Origin of the sequence: Mycobacterium simiae (assembly GCF_008370645.1) — a bacterium.
In the GTDB taxonomy this organism is placed as follows: Bacteria; Actinomycetota; Actinomycetes; order Mycobacteriales; family Mycobacteriaceae; genus Mycobacterium; species Mycobacterium simiae_A.
Genome location: NZ_VTZN01000001.1, coordinates 121,844 through 143,232 on the forward strand (window position 1 = coordinate 121,844; position 21,389 = coordinate 143,232).

A 21,389-nucleotide genomic window follows, 5' to 3' on the forward strand; every position below is an offset into this window, starting at 1 on the left:
CCCCATGGTGTCGCAGAGTCAGGGCGGGTACGCAGCCTGCAGCGGCGGATAACTACCGCACGGCCTGGCTGGTGCGCCTGCTGCGAGGTATGGCAGGTCACATAGCCGCCACTTGCGGCCGAACAGCGCGGGTCTCGACAGGGCTGTGACACCACCCTGTTCGGACCCGCGCCCGCTCGTCGCTAGTGCTCGCGGTGCTCGTCGTTGGGGGAGCCGACGATGCTGTCCTGGTAATCGCGCAGTGCCGTCAGGGCACGTTGTTCGGCGGCATGATCGGCCTCGCGCAGTGCTGCATCCTCCGAGGCCGGATCCGCGAACAGGAAGCTGCCATTGCCCGGTGAGCCGGCTGAGCCCAATTTGTTCATTCGCTTGGGCAGCGGCGCGCCCTGGTACTCGAGCGGGATCGGGTGGCCGTGTTCGTCGACTGGGCCGAGCGGCTGATGCAGCTCGATATAAGCGCCGTGCGGCAGACGCTTGATGATGCCTGTCTCAACACCATGCTCGAGCACCGCACGGTCGCTGCGCTGCAGCCCGATAGACCATCGGTAGCTGACGAAGAAGACAAGCGGTGGAAGCACTACCATGCCGATACGTCCGATCCACGTGGTCGCGTTCAACGAGATGTGGAACTTCAGTGCGATAATGTCGTTCATCGCCGCCAGGGTCAGCACCATGTAGAAGGCGATTGCCATCGCGCCGACGGCAGTACGCACCGGGGCGTCTCGCGGCCGTTGCAGCAGATTGTGGTGCGCATTGTCGCCGGTGAACCGCTTCTCTAGGAAGGGGTAGACGATCAGCAGGATAAAGACCAAGCCCATGATCAGCGCCACCCACACCACCGCCGGAATGGTGTGGTGCCAGAAGTAGAACTCCCAGGGTGGCCAGATACGAGCCAGACCCTCGGTCCACATCATGTAGAAGTCGGGCTGTGAGCCGGCCGACACCTGTGAGGGCTTGTAGGGGCCCAGGTTCCAGATCGGGTTGATCTGCAGCAGGCCGCCCATCAGACCCAGGACGCCGACGATCGCCGCGAAAAAGGCGCCGGACTTGAACGCGAACACCGGCATGACGCGCACGCCGACGACGTTGTGCTCGGTCCGACCCGGGCCGGGGAACTGCGTGTGCTTCTGGAACCACACCAGCGCCAGATGCATTCCAATCAGCGCCAGGATGATCCCAGGCAGCAGCAGAATGTGCAGCGCATAGAGCCTAGGAATCAGGATGGTGCCCGGGAAATCGCCGCCGAACAGCGCCCAGTGCAACCAGGTCCCGATGATCGGCATCCCCAGTGTGATCGAGGACAGCGCGGCGCGCAGACCGATCCCGGACAGCAAGTCGTCGGGCAACGAGTAGCCGAAGTAGCCCTCGAACATCGACAGGATCAGCAGCAGCGAGCCGATCACCCAGTTGGCTTCACGGGGCCGCCGGAACGCGCCGGTGAAGAAGATGCGTGCCAGGTGCACCATGATCGCCGCGGAGAACATCAACGCGGCCCAGTGGTGGATCTGACGGACGAACAGACCGCCCCGGACTTCGAAGGAGATGTTGAGCGCCGTTTCGTAGGCGCGCGACATCTCGACTCCGCGCAGCGGCTGGTAGACGCCGTTGTAGGTGACCTCGGCCATGGACGGATCGAAGAACAACGTCAGGTACACGCCGGTGATCAGCAGGACGATAAAGCTGTACAGCGCGATCTCGCCGAGCAGGAACGACCAGTGCGTGGGGAAGACCTTGTTCAGCTGTCTACGCAGCGCAGCGGCGGGGTGATACCGCGTGTCGACGTCTTCGGCTTGGCGGGCCAGAACATCACCGATTTTCGGAGGACGGAGATTCGGACTCATGTTGTTGTGCGCTCCCAAAATGCCGGTCCGACGGGCTCGATGAAGTCGCCGTTGGCGACAAGATATCCGTTGGAGTCAATGGTGATGGGCAATTGCGCCAACGCGCGGGCTGCTGGACCGAAGATCGGCTTGGCGAAATGCAGCGCGTCGAACTGCGACTGGTGACATGGGCACAGAATTCGGTACGTCTGTTGTTCGTATAGCGATGCCGGGCAACCCAGATGTGAGCAGACCTTCGTGTAGGCGAAGAACTCGCCGAAATTGAAGCTCTCCTGGCCTTGGCGTTTCACCACTTTGCCGACGTCGCCCGGCTTGATGCGGATGAGCATCACAGGGTTGCGGATACCCATCGCGATGGCCTGCAGCTTTTCATGGGACTCCACCGTGGTGCCGTCACCGTCGGATTCCCGCCACGGAAACACGGTCTCCATCCCGCCGGCGTCCATGTCCTCGGGGCGCAGCTTGACAAACGGCGCTCCGTTGGACAGGCCCGTGGCCCGGGCTAGGTAGATCGTCTCGCCCTGGTAGCGAGGAGTCCAGCCGGACGTCCACAGCTCGGCTTTCATCCCGTCGGCGGTGGGGACGACTGGTTTCCACGGGTTCTTGATGAGGCCGCCAGCAAACGCAGCTAGAGTCCCTAGCCCGAACGCCCCCAATCCCATGCCCAACGACAGCCCGACCAGTTTGCGGCGGCGGATGGTCGAGCTCTCAAACGCGTCCGTCAGGTTAGCCACCACGGTCTTGCGGTCGATCTCGCGCGAGGCACCGTCGTGCCGTTCCTGGATCGTGATCTCTTCGGGGATAAAGCGTTTCTGGAACAGTACGGCGCCGACAGCGATGGCCAGGATGGACAGCCCGAAGGTTGCCCCATACAGCGGGGTGGCCAGCGAGTACAGCAGATTACCCGAGTCTCCCTTGGGTCGGTACTCCCAGGGCCAAAAGAGGAACACCAGCAGCAGCGCAAGACCGAACACGCCTCCCAGCAAAAGCCAGATAGCCACGCCACGCTCGGCGCGCTTTTCGGCTTTGGTGCCCTCGAGCGGCCAGCGAGGTTCTTTGTAGGCGATCTGCACACCGTCCAGCTTGCCGCCCAACTCCAGCAGTTCCTGCTGCGACATCGTGGCCAGCGCGGCTTCGCCGGGCGCGGGTGCCGCGCTGGGGCCCTTGTCGGTGTCGGATCCGGTAACGCCGTCAGTCACGTGAGAGCCGTCGCTCATGATCGCGCCCCAATCCACAGTGTTAGCCCGATGGCCGCGACCATGCCGATGATCCACATCGCCATGCCCTCGGGTGCGGGTCCGAATCCACCAAGTCCGTAGCCCCCCGGTGAGCGCTCCTCGGCAACGGCCCGCACGTAGGCGATGATGTCCTTCTTCGCTTCAAAGGACAGCTGACGGTCGTCAAACTTCGGCATGTTCTGTGGACCGGTCAGCATTGCGGTGAGGATTTGCTGCTCATTGGCGGGTCCGAGTTCGGGCGCGTATTTGCCCGACGACAGGGCGCCACCTTTTCCGGTGAAGTTGTGGCAGGAGGCGCAGTTGAGGCGGAACAAGTCGCCGCCGCGGCCCAGATCATCGCCCCGCAGCGAGGTGGTTGCGATGCTGCCATCGGGATTGCGCACCACGGTAGGGCCACCACCGTTGGCTTGGACGTAGGCGCCCAACGCATCGATCTGGGCTTCGTCGAAAATCGGCTCCTTGCGTTGTGCCTGAGCCTCCCCCCGCATTGCGGGCATCCGACCCGTCGACACTTGGAAATAAACAGCTGCCTCGCCCACGCCAATCAGGCTGGGCCCGTGATCAGGCACGCCTTGCAGGTTGGCACCGTGGCACGACACGCAGGAGGTGTCGAACAACTGCTTGCCGGTACGCAGCAGCGCTGACGTGGACTCGTCGGCGACGGCCACCTGCGGGGTGGGTGTCAGTACGGCCGCCAAGCCACCGGCGATGGTCAGCGCAACCAGCAGCAGCAGTCCGCCCGATAGCCTGCGGTGCAGCCGCCGCCGCGCGCGAGTGGTCTGTTTGTTGCTGCTACCGGGTCGGGTGAACCCCAGCTTTTTCAACTGAGCACTCCTGTTCGTTCCTGTTCGGGCCAGCTCATCGGATGAAATAGATCACCGTGAACAGCGCGATCCACACGATGTCGACGAAATGCCAGTAGTAAGACACGACGATGCTCGCGGTCGCCTGAGCCGGGGTGAACTTGCTCATCCGAGTTCGGATCAGCAGGAATATGAAGGCGATCAAACCGCCGGTCACATGCAAGCCGTGGAAGCCGGTGGCCAAATAGAACACGCTGCCGTAAGCGCTGCCGGGGATGGTTGTTCCATGCGACACCAGGTGGATGTACTCGTATGCCTGGCCAAGGATGAAGAACAGCCCCATCAGGAAGGTGACCACATACCAACGGCGCAGCCCGAAAACGTCGCCACGCTCGGCCGCGAATACGCCCATCTGGCAGGTGAACGATGACGCGATCAACACCAGTGTCACCGGCACTGCCTGATACAAATTCAGCTCGGTCGGCGGTGGCGGCCACTTCCCGCCGGACTGAGCGCGCGCTGTGAAGTACATTGCGAACAGCCCAGCAAAGAACATCAGCTCGCTGGAAAGCCACACTATGGTGCCGACACTGACCATGTTGGGTCGGTTGAGCGAATGAACGCGCGACGTGATGGCAGTCCCCGAGGTCCCTACAGCACTCGTCACATCCGCAAGTATGACGCTTTGTAGTTGTCGAACTCTACCCGGGTCGGCAATTTCCGCGATTCAGTTCCAGGCGCTGTTTGCGGGCCACGCACCCGTGGTTGTCGGGCACACATCAGGGGCCGTTAGCCGGCGTGGGACCATCGGCGCGTGGCGCTGTCATCTGATGCTTCTTCGCCGGGTAGGTCGCCGGGTAGGTCACCCGATGGTTCGCCCCGGGTGCCATCCGCTGCTGAGGCGTCTGCGGCGGCGTCATGGCCGCGGCTGCTCGGTCGCTTGACGGCCGGAAAGAGCCTGATACCGGGCCAGGCATCGTGGGCCATGGAGCAGGTCATGACCGGCACCGCGCGGCCGGCCCAGATTGCCGCCTTCGCCGTCGCGATGACGATGAAGGTTCCCACGGCGGACGAAGTCAGCGAGCTGGCCGAAGTGATGCTCGATCACGCGCGCCCCATGCCTGCCTCCGCCATCCGCGACGACACCGTTGACGTCGTCGGGACCGGCGGCGACGGGGTCAACACGGTCAACTTGTCGACCATGGCGGCCATTGTGGTGGCGGCGGCGGGCGTGCCGGTGGTCAAGCACGGCAACCGCGGGGCGTCGTCATTGTCCGGTGGCGCCGACACCCTGGAGGCACTCGGGGTGCGCATCGACCTACAACCCGACCAGGTGGCGCGCAGTCTCGAGGAGGTCGGCATCGCGTTCTGCTTCGCGCCCCAGTTTCATCCGTCGTATCGGCACGCATCGGTGGTGCGCCGCGAGATCGGGGTGCCGACGGTATTCAATCTGCTTGGCCCGCTGACCAATCCGGCGCGCCCCCGGGCGGGGCTGATCGGCTGCGCGTTCGCGGAGCTTGCCGAGGTAATGGCCGGGGTGTTCGCCGCACGTGGGTGCAGCGTGCTGGTGGTGCACGGCGACGACGGGCTCGACGAGTTGACGACGACGACCACGAGCACGATCTGGCGGGTGCAGGCCGGCACCGTGCGCAAGCTGACTTTCGATCCCGCGAGATTGGGTTTTGCCCGTGCCCAACTGGACGACCTGTTGGGTGGCGACGCGCACGCCAACGCGGCCGCAGTGCGCGCGGTCCTGGGGGGTGCCACCGGCCCCATTCGGGATGCCGTGGTGCTCAACGCCGCCGGGGCGATGGTCGCGCATGCTGGGTTATCCAGCCGCGCTGAATGGCGGCCGGCGTGGCAGGACGGGTTGCAGCGGGCCAGCGCCGCGATCGACAGCGGTGCGGCTGAACAGTTGCTCGCGCGATGGGTGCGGTTCAGCCAGCAGGCCTGACTGCCAAGCAGCGGCGTCCTGCTCGGCGGCCAGCCGCGCCGAATGCGCCGATGCCGCCCACGCCGCCCAAGCGCCGGCGGACCGCCAAGGTGAGGTCCAGCCGGCGGCATCGTCCGGCGCAGCCACCCGAACGATCCGCACGCCCGGATTCGCCAGCCAGCGGGCAATAAGCGCGGTTTCCTCCACCAGGGCACCGCCCAGCGGGGCCGGCGCGGGAAGGACCGCTTGCGCGCCGGTCTGCAGGGCCTCGATCACCGGCATCGGTGGCACCCCACGCGGGGCATTGCCGGCCGCTGCGAGTTGGCCGTGGCGGATAACAGCTAACTGATAGCCCCCGCTACCGTCCGGGGCTGCCGCGATCAACTCAGGCAGGGCGGCCAGCGCCCGTAACCGCTGCCCGCGCCACAGCACTTCGATGGCGGTGGCACTGTGGTCGCGTAGCCGTGCCGCGCTCTCGTAACAATGGCGTTCGGCCAGGGCGGTGACTTGGCGCACCGCCGCGGCCAGCGCGGTGTTGTCGCATCCGTCGATCAAGTCGGCCACGCGCTGCGTTGCTTCGGCGTACTGCTCGGCCGTCACGTCGCGGCCGGTAGGGCACGGCGATACTTCCCGCTCGGGGCACGCCGGGCCGTGCAGCGCCGAACGCGCCAGCCGGTTGGCGCAGGTTCGCAGACCAGTGCAGCGAGCCAAGAGGGCAGCCGTTTCGGCGGCCTCGGTGCGGGAGCGAAAGGGACCGATGGTGCGGTCGTGTCGGGGAGCCCGAGTTGCCGACAGCCGCGGAAACGCCTCGTCGGTGAGCACCAGCCACCACCATCGGTGTGGGAACCTCGATCTGCGGTTGTACGGCGGCGCATGCGCGGCCAGCATCCGAAGCTCGCGCACACCGGCCTCTAGCGAGTGCGCGCACTCCACATGGTCGACGGCGCTGGCCAAGGTGACCATCTCCTTGATCCGGCCGCGGGGGTCGGCGCCGTTGAAGTATTGGCTGACCCGCCGGTACAGGTTGACCGCGGTGCCGACGTAGAGCACTTCGCCCGAAGGTCCGCGGAACAGATAGATGCCCGGCCGGTGCGGCAGGTCGTTGGCCAGGACCCGTTTGCGGCGCTGCGCCGGGGTTGTGTTGGGGAGATACAAACGCAGCTCGGCGTAGGTGTGCACACCCTGGTTACCCACCCGCTCGATCAGCGCATGCAGCACGTCGACGGTGGCGCGAGCGTCGTCGAGAGCCCGGTGCGTGGGTTGGGTGGCGACCGCGAACAACCGTGCCAGCTCGGTCAGCCGCACACTGGGGGCCTCCTCACGACTGAGCACGCGGCGCGCCAACCGGACCGTGCACAAGACCTGCGGTCGCGGCCAGGGGATGCCGCACTGTCGCGCGGCGGCCCGCAGAAAGCCGATATCGAACCGGGCATTGTGGGCGACCAGTATCGAGCTGCCGGCGAACTCAAGAAACATCGGCAAGACAACGTCGATGGTCGGGGCGTCATGCACCATCGCCGTTGTTATCCCGGTTAGCCGCACGACTTGGGGCGAAATGCTGCGTTGTGGGTCTACCAAGGTGGCGAATTCACCAAGAACCTTTCCGCCGCAGACCTTGACGGCCCCGATCTCGGTGATGGCGTCGGGGGACGTGGCTGCGGTCCCGGAGGTGCGCCCGCCGGTGGTCTCCAAGTCGACGACAACAAAGGTGGTCTCCCGCAACGGCACGTCGTCGGCCAGCGCGGCGTCGCCGCCCGCGAAAGCGCCGGGGTCCAGCTCAGCGAGACTCAGCTGAGTTCCACCGGCGACACCCATGGCGGTGACGTTAAGCAGTCGCACTGACACGACGCGGTTCCCCCGCTAGCGGCGGCGCCGCGGCTGTCGGTGCTGACGGCTAGCGTTCGCGCATAGCTCGAATTGACGATCGAAAGCGCTACGGAGAGGACCCCAGATGGCACCCAACATCGGAACAGAGGGCGCAGGTGACGCCGTCGCCGAGCCGGGCGACCCGGTGATCATTGACTGCGACGACTGCGCGGTACGGGGGTCCGCCTGCCGTGACTGCGTGGTGAGTGTGTTGCTCGGGGTGCCGGACACGCTGATGCGCGACGAGCGAGCGGCGCTGGAGGCGCTCGCCGCCGCCGGATTGGCCCCGCGGTTGCGTCTGGTCCCGATCCGGGGCAACCGCGGGCCGGGTCGTGCATCGGGTGTCGCTTAGGCGGCCTGTACTGTGCTTGGGGGCGCAATGACGCGCTCTCACACGAAAACGACAGAAATCTTGCCGTTTTCTTAACTCCCCCCTTTGGACAAAGCCGAGACCTTTTCGTAACCTGTTTGAGACCTAAACCGGCTCGACGGCGCTACGCCGATAGCAGTTTAAGGAAGCAAATCTTGAGGCTCGACTGTAGGCATCGGATCGCGCGTTCAATCAGGCGGTCCGCCATCGGTTCGCTAGCGAGCTTCATTGTGTTGTCCGGGGTCCTGGCCGCCGCGGCAGTGGCCGATCCCGCCGACGACGCGCTGGCGAGACTCAACGAGCTATCTCGGCAGGCCGAACAAACCACCGAGGCCATGCACAGTGCGGAACTGGACCTAGGCGCCAAGCTCGCGGCGCAACAGGCGGCGGAGAAGAAGCTCGCCGACGACCAGGCTGTGCTGGCGGACGCCAAAGCGCGCTTGGCGACATTCCAGACCGCCGTCAACAAGCTGGCGGCCGCCACCTACATGGGTGGGCGCACCAACGGCATGGACGCGATCTTGACCGCCGAATCGCCCCAGCTGCTGATCGATGGGCTTTCGGTGCAGCGGGTGATGGCCCGACAAATGTCTGCGCAGATGGCAAGCTTCACGGCTGCCGGGGAAGCAGCGGTCAAGGCCGAGCAAGCCTCTGCCAAGTCGGCTGCCGAGGCCAAGTCCGCCGCCGAGCAAGCGGCCGCGGTACGGGCGAATCTGCAACACAAACAAAGCCAGCTGCAGGTGCAGATCGCTGTCGTCAAGTCGCAATACCTAACGTTGACCCCCGAGCAGCGCACCGCTCTCGCCGATCCGGGCCCGATTCCGGCCGGGTTGCCCGGCACCGCCGGCCCGGCGCCAGAGGGACTAGCGCCTGGTGCGCCGCCCGAGGCCGTGCCGACACCCGGTGAGGCGCCCGCGCCGAGCGGCGGAGTGTTCGGTGTCCCCTTCATGCCCCCTGGGGGCGGCGGCGGTGACCGTGCGACCGTGGTGCAGGCCGCGCTGACCCAGGTCGGAACGCCCTACGCATGGGGTGGCGCCGCGCCGGGCGGATTCGACTGCTCCGGATTGGTCATGTGGGCTTTCCAACAAGCCGGCATCGCCTTGCCTCATTCCAGCCAGGCACTGGCCCACGGTGGTCAGCCGGTAGCGCTCTCAGATCTGCAACCCGGCGACGTCCTGACCTTCTACTCCGACGCGTCGCACGCCGGCATCTACATCGGTGACGGCCTGATGGTGCACTCCTCCACGTTCGGCCAGCCGGTGCGGGTGGTGCCGATGGAATCCTCAGGTCCGATCTACGACGCCCGCCGGTACTGACCGCCTCCTGGTGGGGCCGCGCCGCCGTCATCGACGGCTGGCCATCGTGCTGGCGTACATCTTTGTCGCTGAGCTAGTCACCGCAGTGGCGCTGCCGAGGCAGCGTCTAGAGCCCGATCGACCTGCCCAGCGATCACCGGCGCCGACGGCAGGGGGCCGGGTGTCGTCGCTGGTCGTCGGCGATCGCACCGTTCGACTGGTCAGTCTCGGCGGCGCAGGTGCCGATCTCGTGGTGGCCCGGGCTGCGGCGAATATCGGCGCCGCGGTCGACGCGGTGGTGGCCTTCTGGGGAACGGATTGGCCTCATGAGATCTTGGTCACCGCGGCCGGCTCGGACGAGCAGTTCCGCGCGGCCGCCGGCAGCGGCCTCCCATCGCAGTGGGCCGACATCGCGGCGGTGACCATCGCCGAGCGCGTCGATCCTGCCCATCGGGATGCCGTTGGCCAACGGATCGTGTTCGCCCCCGGTGCGGTGCAGATGAGCCCATCTGCGCTGCGAATAGTGTTGACCCATGAGCTTTTTCACTACGCCGCACGCGCCGACACGACGCTGGACGCGCCGCGCTGGCTGACCGAGGGGATGGCCGATTTCGTGGCACGGCCGAGCGCCGTGCTGCCCGCTGCCGCGGTAGCCGTGGCGCTGCCGTCCGACAGCGAGCTGGATACTCCCGGGCCGCAGCGTTCAGTTGCCTACGACCGAGCATGGTGGTTCGCGCGGTTTGTCGCCGATACCTACGGGCCGGCGAAGCTGCGCGAGTTCTACCTGGCCACTTGCGGCGTTGGACACCTGGATCTGCCGACTGCGATTCGCGATGTCCTCGGCATCGACTCCGCTGGCCTGCTCGCGCGTTGGCAGCAGTGGCTGACCCGTTAGATTACCCAGGTGAGCCGGGTTCTGCTGGTAACCAACGACTTTCCGCCCCGACGCGGCGGCATTCAATCCTACTTGGGGGAATTCGTCGGGCGGTTGGTCGACGCCGGATCGCATGACGTAACGGTATATGCGCCGAAATGGAAGGGCGACAAGGCTTTCGACGAGTCAGCTGGTGAGGCGGGCTTTCGGGTGGTGCGTCACCCGGGCACGCTGATGCTGCCCGTTCCGGCCGTCGATGCCCGTATGCGCCGGCTGATCGCCGCGCAGGACATTGACACCGTGTGGTTCGGCGCGGCCGCGCCCCTGGCCCTGTTGGCGCCGCGGGCGCGGCAGGCCGGCGCCACCCGGGTCCTGGCCAGCACGCATGGACACGAAGTCGGTTGGTCCATGTTGCCGGTCGCGCGGTCGGTGCTGCGCCGCATCGGGGACAGCGCTGACGCGGTGACCTTCGTCAGTCGCTATACGCGGTCTCGCTTCGCGCCCGCGTTCGGCCCCGCCGCGGCGCTCGAGTACCTACCGCCTGGAGTGGACACCGACCGGTTCCGGCCTGATTCCTCCGCTCGCGCCGAGCTGCGCAAACGCTACCGGTTGGGCGAGCGGCCCACCGTGGTGTGTGTGTCGCGGCTGGTGCCACGCAAAGGCCAGGACACGCTGATCAAGGCGCTGCCGTCGATCCGGCGGCAGGTCGATGGGGCCGCGCTGGTGATCGTGGGGGGCGGCCCTTACTTGGAGAGGCTGCGGAAGCTGGCGAATGACTGCGAGGTGGCCGACCACGTGACGTTCACCGGCGGGGTGCCGGGCGATGAACTACCGGCCCACCACGCCTTTGCCGACGTGTTCGCGATGCCGTGTCGCACTCGCGGTGCTGGAATGGACGTCGAGGGCCTGGGCATCGTGTTTCTCGAGGCGTCGGCCAGCGGCGTGCCGGTGGTTGCCGGCGAATCTGGCGGAGCACCGGAAACGGTGCAGCACAACAAGACTGGAGTGGTGGTCGACGGTAACGCGGTGGCCAAGGTCGCCGCGGCAGTCACCGAGTTGCTTGACGACCGCGACCGCGCCGCCGCCTTGGGTGCCGCTGGCCGCGAATGGGTGAGCACGCAATGGCGCTGGGACATGCTGGCCGCCCGGCTGGCCGATCTGCTGCGCGGTTAGTCGCTGATGTAGATCGCCTCGATTTCGGCGGCGAACTTCTCGGCCACCACCTTGCGCTTGACCTTCATGGTCGGCGTCAATTCACCGGTTTCTTCGGTGAAGTCGACGTGCAGAATGCGGAACTTGCGGATTGACTCGGCATGCGAAACCGCCAGGTTGGCCTGTTTGACGGCCGCATCCACCTCGGCCATCAGTTCGGGGTCGGTGGACAGATCGCCCACCGACGCGCCGGCGGCCTTACTGTTGCGCTGCTTCCAGCCGCCAAACGCCTCCGGGTCGATGGTAATCAGCGCGCCGATGAAGGGCTTGGCGTCCCCGACCACCAGCGCTTGGCTGATCAGCGGGTGCGCCCGCAGCTGGTCCTCCAGCACGGCTGGGGCGACATTCTTGCCGCCGGCCGTGACGATGAGCTCCTTCTTGCGTCCGGTGATGGTCAAGTAGCCATCCTCGTCGATGGCGCCCAAGTCTCCGGTCCGGAACCAGCCGTCGGTGAATGCCTCCTCGGTAGCTTGCTCGTTGCGCCAATAGCCGCTGCACACCACACCGCCGCGCACCAGCAGTTCCTGGTCCTCGGCGATGCGTAAACTGTTACCGGGCAACAGCTTTCCAACTGTCCCGATCTTCACGGCGCCGACCTGGTTGACCGTGATGGCCGCACTGGTCTCGGTCAGGCCGTAGCCCTCATGGATGGTGAGGCCCACACCGCGGTAGAAGTGGCCCAGCCGTGCGCCCAGCGGTGCGCCGCCGGAGACCGCCGCATGGCAGTTACCGCCGAGCGCCGCGCGAAGCTTGTGGTACACCAGCCGGTCGAACAGGGCGTGCTTTGCGCGTAGCACTAGCCCAGGGCCGCCGCTGTCGCGGGCTCGGCTCCAATCGACCGCCGTCTGGGCGGCGAGCTTGAAAATAGCGCCTTTGCCGTCGTTGGCGGCATTCTGCTCAGCGGTGTTGTACACCTTCTCGAAAACCCGTGGCACCGAAACCACCACCGTCGGTTTGAAGCCCGCAAGCAGCGGCAACAGATTCTTGATGTCGCTGGTGAATCCGACAGTCACTTTGCTGGCGAACGCGGAGAGCGTTAACGCCCGAGCCAGCACGTGCGCCAGTGGTAGGAAGACCAGCGACCGCTGACCTTCACACAACAGCGTCGGCAGGCAATCCTGGGTGCCCCGAATCTCATGGAGCAGATTGGAATGGGTGAGTTGGCAGCCTTTCGGTCGTCCCGTGGTGCCCGACGTGTAGATCAGCGTGGCCGCATGGTCGGCTCGCAGCGCCTCCAGCCGGGCGGTCAGCTCGGTCGGGTGCACCGACGCACCCTCCTCGACGAGCTGATCGAGCGCCGTGGGGCCCAAACCATCGATGTGCAACACCCGCCGTAGAACGGGCAGATCCCCGGTTAGCTCAGCGATCATCGCGGCGTGCGCGTCGGTTTCGGCGAACGCCAACGCGGCTTCTGAGTTCTGCAGCACCCAGCGCACCTGCTCGGCCGACGATGTCTCGTAGATGGGCACGGTGACGGCGCCCACCGCCAGGATCGCCAGGTCCAGGATCGCCCACTCGTAGCGGGTGGCTGAAAAGATCGACACCCGATCTCCAACCTGCACCCCGAGCGCTATCAACCCCAGTGCGGCAGAACGAATCTGGTGGGCCGCCTCGGCGCATGTCACGTCGGTCCAGGCGCCGTCGACCAGGCGCTGGTAGATGACAAAATCGGGGTCTTGACGCTCGTGCTCGAACACCATGGCTGCGACGCTTTCGCGTTCGCCGACGGAAAAGCGGGCAGGGACACTGTATTGACGCACTCTGGAGACCTCGCTCGACCTGATGTGACGTTGCTGGTGATGTGGCGTGCACACTTACGTGCGCCAGCCTAACCGGGTACTCGGTCGATGCAGCGACAGCCGGTCCGGTTCCCACCCCAATCGAGGGCCAGCCCCGGGTTGCTGACCTCGGGGTCGCGTAAGGCAGCCGCAGGTAGCTGTGTGAAGCTGACTGGCAATGAACAGCATCCAGATCGCGGACCAGACGTATATTGCCGCGGATGGCGCACGGGTTGCAGCTGTGGTCGCTACTCCGTCGCAGTGGCGCCGGTGGTGGCCTGATCTGCAGCTCCAGGTCACCGAAGACCGAGCCGACAAGGGGATCCGGTGGGCGGTGGCCGGCGCCCTGACCGGCACCATGGAAATCTGGCTAGAACCGTCGATGAACGGGGTAGTACTGCACTACTTTCTGCATGCCGAACCCACCGGTGTGGCAGCCTGGCAACTGGCCCGGATGAACCTGGCCAAAATGACGCACCGCCGCCGGGTAGCAGGCAAGAACATGGCGTTCGAGGTGAAGATGACGCTGGAACAGGCGCGCCCCGTCGGAGTTTCTCCGGTAGTTTAACCGGGTCAAGACAGGGCATCCCAGAGTACCGTTTGCCGAATGGCAGGTATTCCCGGGGAATCGACCCGCGCGGGGAAAGGGAAGTATCCAGGTGGCGGACAAGACGACGCAGACGCTCTATATCGATGCGGCTCCAGGCGAGGTGATGAAGGCAATCGCCGACATCGAGTCCTACCCGGAATGGATTTCGGAGTACAAGGAAGTCGAAGTGCTGGAAGCCGATGATGACGGCTACCCGAAGCGGGCGCGGATGTTGATGGACGCGACCATCTTCAAAGACACCTTGATCATGTCCTACCAGTGGCCGGCTGATCGTCAATCGCTGAGCTGGACTCTGGAATCCAGCTCGCTGCTGAAGTCTTTGGAAGGCTCATACCGCTTGACTCCCAAGGGTTCTGGCACCGACGTCACTTATGAGTTGGCGGTCGACCTGGCTGTACCGATGATCGGGATGCTCAAACGCAAGGCAGAACGCCGGTTGATCGACGGCGCGTTGAAGGATCTGAAGAAACGAGTCGAGGGCTGAGTGATTCAAGTGAATTCCGGGCGCCCACCCCGGCCCGGATCAGTCTGTTTGTAGGTAAAGGCGGGGTAGGAAAATCCACACTGGCGGCCGCCACCGCGGTGTGTGACGTCAGTGCTGGTCGGCGGGTGCTGGTGGTGTCCACCGACCAAGCGCACTCGCTGGGCGACGTGCTGGGTATGGCGGTTGCGCCGACCGGCCACGGCGAGCCGGTTCGCGTTCTGGCCGATCTGGAAACCGGACGATCGGCGGCCGCTGGCGGCTTTCTAGATGCGCTGGCGCTGGATACCTTGGCGCTGCTCGAGGCCCGATGGCGTGACGTCGTCGATGCGCTGGGCCGGCGTTTTCCCGGCTCCGAGCTGGCCAGTATTGCCCCCGAAGAACTCTCGGCGCTGCCCGGGATTCAGGAAGTGCTTGGGCTGCACGCCGTCGGAGAGTTGGCCGCCAGCGGACGTTGGGATCGCATCGTGGTTGACTGCGCCTCGACCGCGGACGCCCTGCGGATGCTGACTCTGCCTGCCACTTTCGGGCTGTACGTGGAGCGCGCGTGGCCGCGACATCGTCGGCTCAGCATCGATGACAGCCGGTCAGCAGTGCTGGTGGAATTGCTGGAGCGCACCAGCACCAACGTCGATCGGCTCAGCGCCTTGCTGACCAACAGCGCGTTGGTCAGCGCCCATCTGGTGCTGACACCCGAGCGGGTGGTGGCCGCCGAAGCGGTCCGGACGTTGGGTTCACTGGCGTTGATGGGCATGCGCATCGAGGAGTTGCTGGTCAACCAGGTGCTGGCGCGCGATGAGACCTACGAGTACCGCAGCCTGCCTGACCACCCGGCCTTCTACTGGTACGCCGAACGCATTGCTGAGCAACGCGCCGTCCTGGAAGAACTCGACGCCGCAATCGGTGACGTGGCGCTGGTCTTGGTGCCCCACCTAGCCGGCGAGCCGATAGGACCCAAGGCGCTGGAAGGGCTGCTCGACAGCGCCCGTCGGCGCCGAGGGGCCGCGCCGCCGGGCCCACTGCGCCCCATTGTGGACCTAGAATCTGGCTCGGGGCTTGGGTCGGTATATCGTCTGCGGCTAGCGTTGCCGCAGCTCGATCCCGGGTCGTTGACGCTGGGTCGTGCAGATGACGACCTGATCATTAGTGCGGGCGGCGTGCGGCGCAGAGTGCGGTTGGCGTCGGTGCTGCGCAGATGCACGGTGCTGGACGCACATCTGCGCGGCAACGAGCTGACAGTTCGATTTCGACCAAATCCGGAGGTGTGGCCGACATGAACGGGCGTCATACCGACATTGGTCCCGAACTGCGCAGACTTGCGCAGGCAATCCTGGACGGGATTGATCCTGCGATGCGCGCTGCCGCGGCGATGGCATCAGGTGGTGAGCCCGGCACGTGCCAGCAGGTGTGGTGTCCGGTGTGCGCGCTGGCCGCATTGGTCAACGGCGAACAGCACCCACTGCTGAGGGTGATCGCCGACCACAGCCTCGCTTTGCTCGACGTGATTCACGCCATCGTCGATGACATCGACCGATCAGCCAAACCGCCGCCGGACGGTCCGCCTGGCGGCGGCCCAACCAGCAAGTCCGCCCCCCAGAATGGGTCTGCAGATCCCCATGGGAAAACGCGCTACCAGGCTATCCCGGTTGCTTTGCAGGAGTGAGTCGCCGGTTTTCCTAAAGGTCGCTAGGTGGTCGCAGCCATCGCAGATGGGTACAGTTGGCGCAGACATCATTGCGGCGTGGGGTAAGAGGGAGGGCCATGTGGTACTACCTTTTCAAGTACATCTTGATGGGCCCGCTTTTCATCGTGCTCGGCCGGCCGAAAGTCGAAGGGCTGGAAAACATCCCAAGTTCGGGGCCGGCGATCCTGGCCAGTAATCATCTCGCCGTGGCGGACAGCTTCTATCTACCGTTGGTGGTGCGCCGCCGGATCACGTTCCTGGCGAAAGCCGAATACTTCACCGGCACCGGATTCAAAGGGTTCATCAACAGGTGGTTCTACGGCGGCTCTGGTCAGGTGCCCATCGACCGCACCAACGCCGACTCCGCACAAGCCGCGCTGGAAACCGCGGAGAGGCTGCTGCGCCAGGGCAAGCTGCTGGGGATGTACCCCGAAGGCACCAGGTCGCCCGACGGGCGCCTCTACAAGGGTAAGACCGGCCTGGCGCGGCTGGCGTTGCAGTCCGGTGTTCCGGTGATCCCGGTGGCCATGATCGGCACCAACGTCGTCAATCCGCCGGGCAAGAAGATGGTGCGGTTCGGCAAGGTCACCGTCCGTTTCGGCAAGCCGATGGAGTTTTCGCGCTTCGAGGGATTGGCCGGGAACCACTTCATCGAGCGGGCCGTGACCGACGAAGTGATGTACGAGCTGATGGGCCTCTCGGGGCAGGAATACGTCGACATCTACGCGGCCAGCGTCAAAGATTGCGGCGATGGTGCAGGTGATCACCCTGGTCCCCGGGACGCGGCTCGGATTCCAGAGACGGCCGCCGGCTAATCAGGTTGTCGCTGGCACCGGGGTCAGCCCCAGTGCGGGCGCGTGTCGCGGTGTCATCCGAGAGGTCACCGTGAGGCCGGCAACGACGATGACCGCCACAGCCCACCACACGTAGGACATCCCGGCGAGCTGTCGCCACCAGACCGCCGTGGCTTCCCGGTGCTTGGGAAGCAGGTCGATGGGCGTCCACCGCATCAGTGCCAACCCAGCGGCTGTAATGATCGCGAGCGCGGCATTGCGCCGCCGCCAGGCTAATACTGCGGTCACCAGCACCGCTGGGAGCATCCACACCCAGTGGTGTGACCAGGAGACCGGTGACACCACCAACCCGAACAAGGCGACGCAAATCACCGCCAAGGCCGGCTCGCCGGCATACAGCACTCGTCGCATCGCCCAGACTGTTCCCGCCAGCACCAGCAAAGACGCGATGACCCACAGCAGGGCAGCCGTGTTTTCCCCGATCGGCAGCCGGGCAAGTGCGCCCGCGATGTTCTGGTCGGTGTTCAAGGAAGCAGAACCGATCCGATCGGTGTGGTGCAGCGTGTGGGTCCAGTACTCCCAAGAATCGCGCCAGGCGAGGGCGAAACCGGCCAGCGTCGCGACCGCGAACGACGCCACCGCCGTCAGGGCTGCCCGGTTGTCGCGCCGCAGCAGGAAGTAGAGCAGGAACACCGCCGGGGTCAGTTTCAGCGCTATCCCCACGCCGAGTAGCAGCCCCCGTGGCCATGGGGTGCGGCGCGGGAAACAGTCGGCGATCACCAACGTCAGCAACACGGCGTTGATTTGGCCGAATGCGAAGTTGGAGCTGATCGGCTCCAGCCAGATGGACGCGGGCGCCACAATCAGCACCGCTGCCCACAGCCGACGCAACCAGGCTGGCCCGGGCAGCAGCTTGGAACTCGCCCACACATCGAGGGCGGCCAGCACCACCAGTGTCGACACGATCAGCACCACCAATGTCACCAGCGTGATCGTCACGCTGGCAGCGGGCATGTGCAACCAGGCGAACGGGACGAACATGATCGCCGCCAGCGGGGGATAGGTAAACGGCAGGTCCAGCCCGATGGGTGTGTGGAATTTTACGTCGCTGGTGTAGAGCGGATGCCCGTCCAGCCAGGCCTGCCCGCCCATCTGGTAGATGTCGATGTCAATGCGGTACGGCAGGTGTCCGAACAATTGCCAGGCCACGCAGCCGAGTGCGGCGGCGGCCAGCAGCCAGAGCAGGCACCATAACGAGACCCGCCCGAGCCGACTGCCCGCGTCGGGCGACCGCCATCTACTCATGTCCCAGACAGCCTAATGGTTGCTGGGCTGCTGATGCCGCGACCCGATCCGAGTGCCCGACGAGACGCCCGGATAAGCTGCGATGTGCGGTACTTCTACGACACGGAATTCATCGAAGATGGCTGCACCATCGAGCTGATCTCGATCGCGATGGTCGGCGAGGATGGCCGCGAGTACTACGCGGTCTCGACGGAGTTCGACCCCCAGCGTGCCGGCAGTTGGGTTCGCGCTCATGTGCTGCCCAAGCTGCCGGCGCCGGCATCGAAGCTCTGGCGGTCCCGTCGGCAGATTCGTGTAGATCTGGAGGATTTCCTTGGTGTGCACCGCGATGATCCGATCGAGCTGTGGGCCTGGGTCGGGGCCTACGATCACGTCGCGCTGTGTCAGTTGTGGGGTGCGATGCCGGAGCTCCCCGCGGCGATACCGCGTTTCACTCGGGAACTGCGGCAACTCTGGGAGGACCGCGGGTGTCCGCAGCTGCCGCCGCGGCCGCGTGATGTCCACGACGCTCTGGTCGACGCCCGTGACCAGTTGCGCCGATTCCGTATTATCACGTCGGCGGACGCTGCCGACACTGGCGGCAGCGCCGGCCACAAGCGGGCGTAGCGGCAACGTTCGCCCTGATCAGCCCCGACCAAACCCGGTTACCATGTACCGATGAACTGGACTGTCGACATCCCGATCGACCAGCTGCCGCCGTTGCCGCCGCTGCCTGCCGATTTGCGGGCCCGGCTGGATGCCGCGCTGGCCAAGCCGGCGGCCCAGCAGCCCAGCTGGCCCGCCGACCAGGCGATGGCGATGCGTACGGTACTGGAAAGCGTGCCACCGGTGACGGTGCCATCCGAGATTGTCCGGCTGCAGGAACTGTTGGCTCAGGTGGCCAAGGGCGAGGCGTTCTTGCTGCAAGGCGGTGACTGTGCAGAGACGTTTACCGACAACACCGAACCTCACATCCGGGGCAACATCCGCGCTTTGCTGCAAATGGCCGTGGTGCTGACCTACGGCGCCAGCATGCCGGTGGTCAAGGTGGCCCGCATCGCCGGTCAGTACGCCAAGCCGCGCTCTGCCGATGTCGACGCGCTCGGCCTGAAGTCCTACCGCGGCGACATGATCAACGGTTTCCCCCCGGACGCCGCGGCGCGCGAGCACGACCCGTCGCGGCTGGTGCGGGCGTACGCCAATGCCAGCGCAGCGATGAACTTGGTGCGAGCCTTGACGTCGTCGGGTCTGGCGTCGCTGCATCTGGTCCACGACTGGAACCGGGAATTCGTTCGGACCTCGCCGGCCGGCGCCCGCTATGAGGCGCTGGCCACCGAAATCGATCGTGGCCTCCGGTTCATGAGTGCCTGCGGGGTGGCCGACCGCAATCTGCAAACCGCTGAGATTTATGCCAGCCATGAGGCTTTGGTGCTCGACTACGAGCGGGCCATGTTACGGCTTGCGGAAAGCCCTGATGGGCAGCCGCAGCTGTATGACCTGTCGGCGCACACCGTGTGGATCGGCGAGCGGACCCGACAACTCGAGGGTGCGCACGTTGCGTTCGCCGAGGTGATCGCCAACCCGATCGGGGTCAAGATTGGCCCGACGATGACCCCCGAGCTGGCCGTCGAGTACGTCGAGCGACTCGACCCGCATAACAAGCCGGGTCGGTTGACGTTGGTGAGCAGGCTGGGCAACAACAAGGTACGCGACTTACTCCCGCCGATCGTGGAGAAAGTGCAGGCCACCGGTCACCAGGTGATCTGGCAGTGCGATCCCATGCACGGCAACACCCACGAGTCATCCACCGGGTACAAGACTCGGCATTTCGATCGCATAGTCGATGAAGTGCAGGGCTTTTTCGAAGTGCATCGCGCCCTGAGCACCCACCCCGGCGGCATCCACGTCGAGCTCACCGGGGAGAACGTCACCGAATGTCTTGGTGGCGCGCAAGATATTTCCGAAACCGACCTGGCTGGGCGCTATGAGACCGCCTGTGATCCGCGGCTGAATACCCAGCAGTCGTTGGAGCTGGCGTTCTTGGTTGCGGAGATGTTGCGCGACTGATTCTTTCGTAGGGGATGGCACGCTCAGGAAGTTCGGCAGAAGACGCGCAACCTCTACAGCAGTCCGCTCAGATTGCTGCCAATCGTCCACGCAACGGTCGCGACCAGACCGGTGATCGCCAATATCACTGCTACCCAGATGAGCGCCATACGGCGGGAACGCTCTCGGGCCCAAGCGAATTCGTCCATCGAGATGCCGGCGAATTGGCCCGCCACCGGCTGGTATTCGAATTCTCCGGGTTCTGAGCCCGGTTGGACTGGTGGGGCCGGCTCCAACCAGTTGTCAGGCTCGCGGGTCAGCTCACGGGTCGGGTTGCGAACCGGGGGCCGCGGCTGCTGCGTGATTGGGCTCTGGTGCAGTGCCGCCGAGCGGTGCTGAGCCGAATTGCGTGGCGCGGGCACCTGGAAATCCGGAAGCGCCAGTTCCGCAGCGATTGCGTCGAGGTCGGCCGCCATTTCGATGGCGTCGGCGTACCTGTCAGCGGGATTGCGGGCGGTCGCGCACAACACGAAGTTGTCGAATTGTTCGGGGACACCGCCGATGACAGTGCCAGGGGGTGGAACATCATTATCCAACCGCTGATAGGCGATCGCTAAAGCCGAGTCGCCGGTGAACGGAGCACGTCCGGTCAGCAGCTCGTAGGTGAGGATCCCGGCCGAGTAGACATCGCTGCGTGGGCCGGCGTGGCCGTCGCGAACCTGCTCCGGAGACAGATAGGCTGCGGTGCCCAAAATGACGCTGGCAGAAGTAATTCCGGCGGCGGCGACGGCGCGGACCAGCCCGAAATCGGCGATCTTGACGTCGCCGTCCTCGGAGATCAGGACGTTCTCGGGTTTGACGTCGCGGTGCACCAGACCCGCTCGATGCGCGGCGGCAAGCCCGCCCAGCACCGGGCGAAGTACGGCCACAACGGCGTGGGGTGGCATGGGACCGCGTTCGAACAGCAGCTCGCGTAGCGTGCCGCCCTCAATGAGCTCCATGACCAAAAACGGGTGTCGGGCATCTAGGCCCTGGTCGTAGACCGCGACCAGGCCGGGGTCCTTCAACCGGGCGACGGCGCGGGCCTCGAGCTGGAAACGGGTGAGAAACTGCTCGTCGCCCGCATAGCGCGCGTCCATCACCTTCAGCGCTACCGGGCGGTCGAGGCGGACATCGAGAGCGCGGTAGACCGTCGAGGTCCCGCCACTGGCGATCTTGGCCTGGACCAGGTAACGGCCATCCAGCAGCATGTTGTCCAGCTCCCCTGTATCAGCTTCAGC

General features: G+C 65.4%; 19 protein-coding genes and 1 pseudogene. 12 read left to right on the top strand and 8 right to left on the bottom strand.

Annotated features, from left to right (window positions below):
• Positions 1–182 precede the first annotated feature (182 nt).
• Genes qcrB through ctaE form a run of 4 tightly spaced genes read right to left on the bottom strand, consistent with a single transcriptional unit; the run spans position 183 to position 4,549 of the window.
• Entirely contained in the window at positions 183–1,841 is a 1,659-nt protein-coding gene (qcrB, locus tag F0Q45_RS00595) for a cytochrome bc1 complex cytochrome b subunit (RefSeq protein ID WP_149652034.1), read from the bottom strand.
• On the bottom strand, positions 1,838–3,058 hold the full coding sequence (qcrA, locus tag F0Q45_RS00600) for a cytochrome bc1 complex Rieske iron-sulfur subunit (RefSeq protein ID WP_149652035.1): 1,221 nt from the start codon (positions 3,056–3,058) through the stop codon (positions 1,838–1,840). The genes qcrB and qcrA overlap by 4 nt, the downstream gene beginning before the upstream one ends.
• A complete protein-coding gene (gene qcrC / locus F0Q45_RS00605) occupies positions 3,055–3,903 on the bottom strand; it encodes a cytochrome bc1 complex diheme cytochrome c subunit (protein WP_149652036.1) in 849 nt (282 codons plus the stop codon). The genes qcrA and qcrC overlap by 4 nt, the downstream gene beginning before the upstream one ends.
• Before the next feature lie 34 nt (positions 3,904–3,937).
• Positions 3,938–4,549, bottom strand: a complete 612-nt coding sequence (gene ctaE / locus F0Q45_RS00610; RefSeq protein ID WP_149652037.1) for an aa3-type cytochrome oxidase subunit III — start codon at positions 4,547–4,549, stop codon at positions 3,938–3,940.
• 147 nt (positions 4,550–4,696) lie between these two features.
• On the opposite strand from ctaE, the gene trpD reads away from it, so the two are divergent.
• A complete protein-coding gene (gene trpD, locus F0Q45_RS00615; protein WP_262490810.1) occupies positions 4,697–5,836 on the top strand; it encodes an anthranilate phosphoribosyltransferase in 1,140 nt (379 codons plus the stop codon).
• Here the strand turns inward: trpD and F0Q45_RS00620 are convergent.
• Positions 5,774–7,630 (bottom strand): annotated as a pseudogene (locus F0Q45_RS00620) (DEDD exonuclease domain-containing protein); the annotation flags it as partial. The gene trpD and the pseudogene F0Q45_RS00620 overlap by 63 nt on opposite strands.
• A 136-nt stretch (positions 7,631–7,766) precedes the next feature.
• Between F0Q45_RS00620 and F0Q45_RS00625 the strand changes: the two are divergent.
• The 4 genes from F0Q45_RS00625 (at position 7,767) to pimB (ending at position 11,393) form a co-directional block, all read left to right on the top strand.
• On the top strand, positions 7,767–8,033 hold the full coding sequence (locus F0Q45_RS00625) for a hypothetical protein (RefSeq protein WP_149652038.1): 267 nt from the start codon (positions 7,767–7,769) through the stop codon (positions 8,031–8,033).
• A gap of 173 nt (positions 8,034–8,206) precedes the next feature.
• Positions 8,207–9,367 carry a peptidoglycan hydrolase RipC gene (ripC, locus tag F0Q45_RS00630; protein ID WP_149652039.1) on the top strand — a complete coding sequence of 387 codons (1,161 nt, stop codon included), beginning with the start codon at positions 8,207–8,209 and terminating at the stop codon, positions 9,365–9,367.
• 58 nt (positions 9,368–9,425) lie between these two features.
• Entirely contained in the window at positions 9,426–10,241 is an 816-nt protein-coding gene (locus F0Q45_RS00635) for a hypothetical protein (RefSeq protein WP_373424891.1), read from the top strand.
• Positions 10,242–10,250: 9 nt separating this feature from the next.
• Positions 10,251–11,393 (top strand): GDP-mannose-dependent alpha-(1-6)-phosphatidylinositol monomannoside mannosyltransferase, encoded by a 1,143-nt coding sequence (pimB, locus tag F0Q45_RS00640; RefSeq protein ID WP_149652040.1) that lies wholly within the window; start codon positions 10,251–10,253, stop codon positions 11,391–11,393.
• Here pimB and F0Q45_RS00645 read toward each other — a convergent pair.
• Positions 11,390–13,192 (bottom strand): AMP-dependent synthetase/ligase, encoded by a 1,803-nt coding sequence (locus tag F0Q45_RS00645; RefSeq protein ID WP_149652041.1) that lies wholly within the window; start codon positions 13,190–13,192, stop codon positions 11,390–11,392. The two genes, pimB and F0Q45_RS00645, sit on opposite strands and share 4 nt — an antisense overlap.
• A gap of 196 nt (positions 13,193–13,388) precedes the next feature.
• On the opposite strand from F0Q45_RS00645, the gene F0Q45_RS00650 reads away from it, so the two are divergent.
• From F0Q45_RS00650 to F0Q45_RS00670, 5 genes are all read left to right on the top strand, one after another.
• Positions 13,389–13,778 (top strand): polyketide cyclase / dehydrase and lipid transport, encoded by a 390-nt coding sequence (locus F0Q45_RS00650; RefSeq protein WP_149652042.1) that lies wholly within the window; start codon positions 13,389–13,391, stop codon positions 13,776–13,778.
• Positions 13,779–13,869: 91 nt separating this feature from the next.
• Complete coding sequence (locus tag F0Q45_RS00655) at positions 13,870–14,304, top strand: SRPBCC family protein (protein WP_149652043.1); 435 nt, start codon at positions 13,870–13,872, stop codon at positions 14,302–14,304.
• Positions 14,301–15,578, top strand: a complete 1,278-nt coding sequence (locus tag F0Q45_RS00660; RefSeq protein ID WP_188112731.1) for an ArsA family ATPase — start codon at positions 14,301–14,303, stop codon at positions 15,576–15,578. The genes F0Q45_RS00655 and F0Q45_RS00660 overlap by 4 nt, the downstream gene beginning before the upstream one ends.
• Complete coding sequence (locus tag F0Q45_RS00665) at positions 15,575–15,964, top strand: hypothetical protein (protein ID WP_149652045.1); 390 nt, start codon at positions 15,575–15,577, stop codon at positions 15,962–15,964. Before F0Q45_RS00660 ends, F0Q45_RS00665 begins: the two co-directional genes overlap by 4 nt.
• Positions 15,965–16,062: 98 nt before the next feature.
• Positions 16,063–16,800 (top strand): lysophospholipid acyltransferase family protein, encoded by a 738-nt coding sequence (locus tag F0Q45_RS00670; protein WP_149652046.1) that lies wholly within the window; start codon positions 16,063–16,065, stop codon positions 16,798–16,800.
• Here the strand turns inward: F0Q45_RS00670 and F0Q45_RS00675 are convergent, their stop codons facing one another.
• A complete protein-coding gene (locus tag F0Q45_RS00675; RefSeq protein WP_149652047.1) occupies positions 16,801–18,084 on the bottom strand; it encodes a glycosyltransferase 87 family protein in 1,284 nt (427 codons plus the stop codon).
• 84 nt (positions 18,085–18,168) lie between these two features.
• On the opposite strand from F0Q45_RS00675, the gene F0Q45_RS00680 reads away from it, so the two are divergent.
• Together F0Q45_RS00680 and F0Q45_RS00685 are read left to right on the top strand one after the other, a co-directional pair.
• Positions 18,169–18,690 carry a polyadenylate-specific 3'-exoribonuclease AS gene (locus F0Q45_RS00680; protein ID WP_149652048.1) on the top strand — a complete coding sequence of 174 codons (522 nt, stop codon included), beginning with the start codon at positions 18,169–18,171 and terminating at the stop codon, positions 18,688–18,690.
• 51 nt (positions 18,691–18,741) lie between these two features.
• Positions 18,742–20,130, top strand: coding sequence for a class II 3-deoxy-7-phosphoheptulonate synthase (locus tag F0Q45_RS00685; protein WP_149652049.1), 1,389 nt, complete (start codon positions 18,742–18,744; stop codon positions 20,128–20,130).
• A 53-nt stretch (positions 20,131–20,183) separates the two neighbouring features.
• Here F0Q45_RS00685 and F0Q45_RS00690 read toward each other — a convergent pair whose 3' ends face one another.
• Positions 20,184–21,359 carry a protein kinase domain-containing protein gene (locus F0Q45_RS00690; RefSeq protein ID WP_373424892.1) on the bottom strand — a complete coding sequence of 392 codons (1,176 nt, stop codon included), beginning with the start codon at positions 21,357–21,359 and terminating at the stop codon, positions 20,184–20,186.
• Positions 21,360–21,389: the final 30 nt, after the last annotated feature.

Excerpts from the sequence above, each read along its gene's own strand:
- F0Q45_RS00625 (WP_149652038.1), top strand. The coding sequence starts at position 7,767 with ATGGCACCCAACATCGGAACAGAGGGCGCAGGTGACGCCGTCGCCGAG.
- F0Q45_RS00665 (WP_149652045.1), top strand. The coding sequence starts at position 15,575 with ATGAACGGGCGTCATACCGACATTGGTCCCGAACTGCGCAGACTTGCG.
- F0Q45_RS00690 (WP_373424892.1), bottom strand. The coding sequence starts at position 21,359 with ATGCTGCTGGATGGCCGTTACCTGGTCCAGGCCAAGATCGCCAGTGGC.
- F0Q45_RS00650 (WP_149652042.1), top strand. The coding sequence starts at position 13,389 with ATGAACAGCATCCAGATCGCGGACCAGACGTATATTGCCGCGGATGGC.
- F0Q45_RS00670 (WP_149652046.1), top strand. The coding sequence starts at position 16,063 with ATGTGGTACTACCTTTTCAAGTACATCTTGATGGGCCCGCTTTTCATC.
- qcrB (WP_149652034.1), bottom strand. The coding sequence starts at position 1,841 with ATGAGTCCGAATCTCCGTCCTCCGAAAATCGGTGATGTTCTGGCCCGC.
- qcrA (WP_149652035.1), bottom strand. The coding sequence starts at position 3,058 with ATGAGCGACGGCTCTCACGTGACTGACGGCGTTACCGGATCCGACACC.
- F0Q45_RS00685 (WP_149652049.1), top strand. The coding sequence starts at position 18,742 with ATGAACTGGACTGTCGACATCCCGATCGACCAGCTGCCGCCGTTGCCG.
- F0Q45_RS00675 (WP_149652047.1), bottom strand. The coding sequence starts at position 18,084 with ATGAGTAGATGGCGGTCGCCCGACGCGGGCAGTCGGCTCGGGCGGGTC.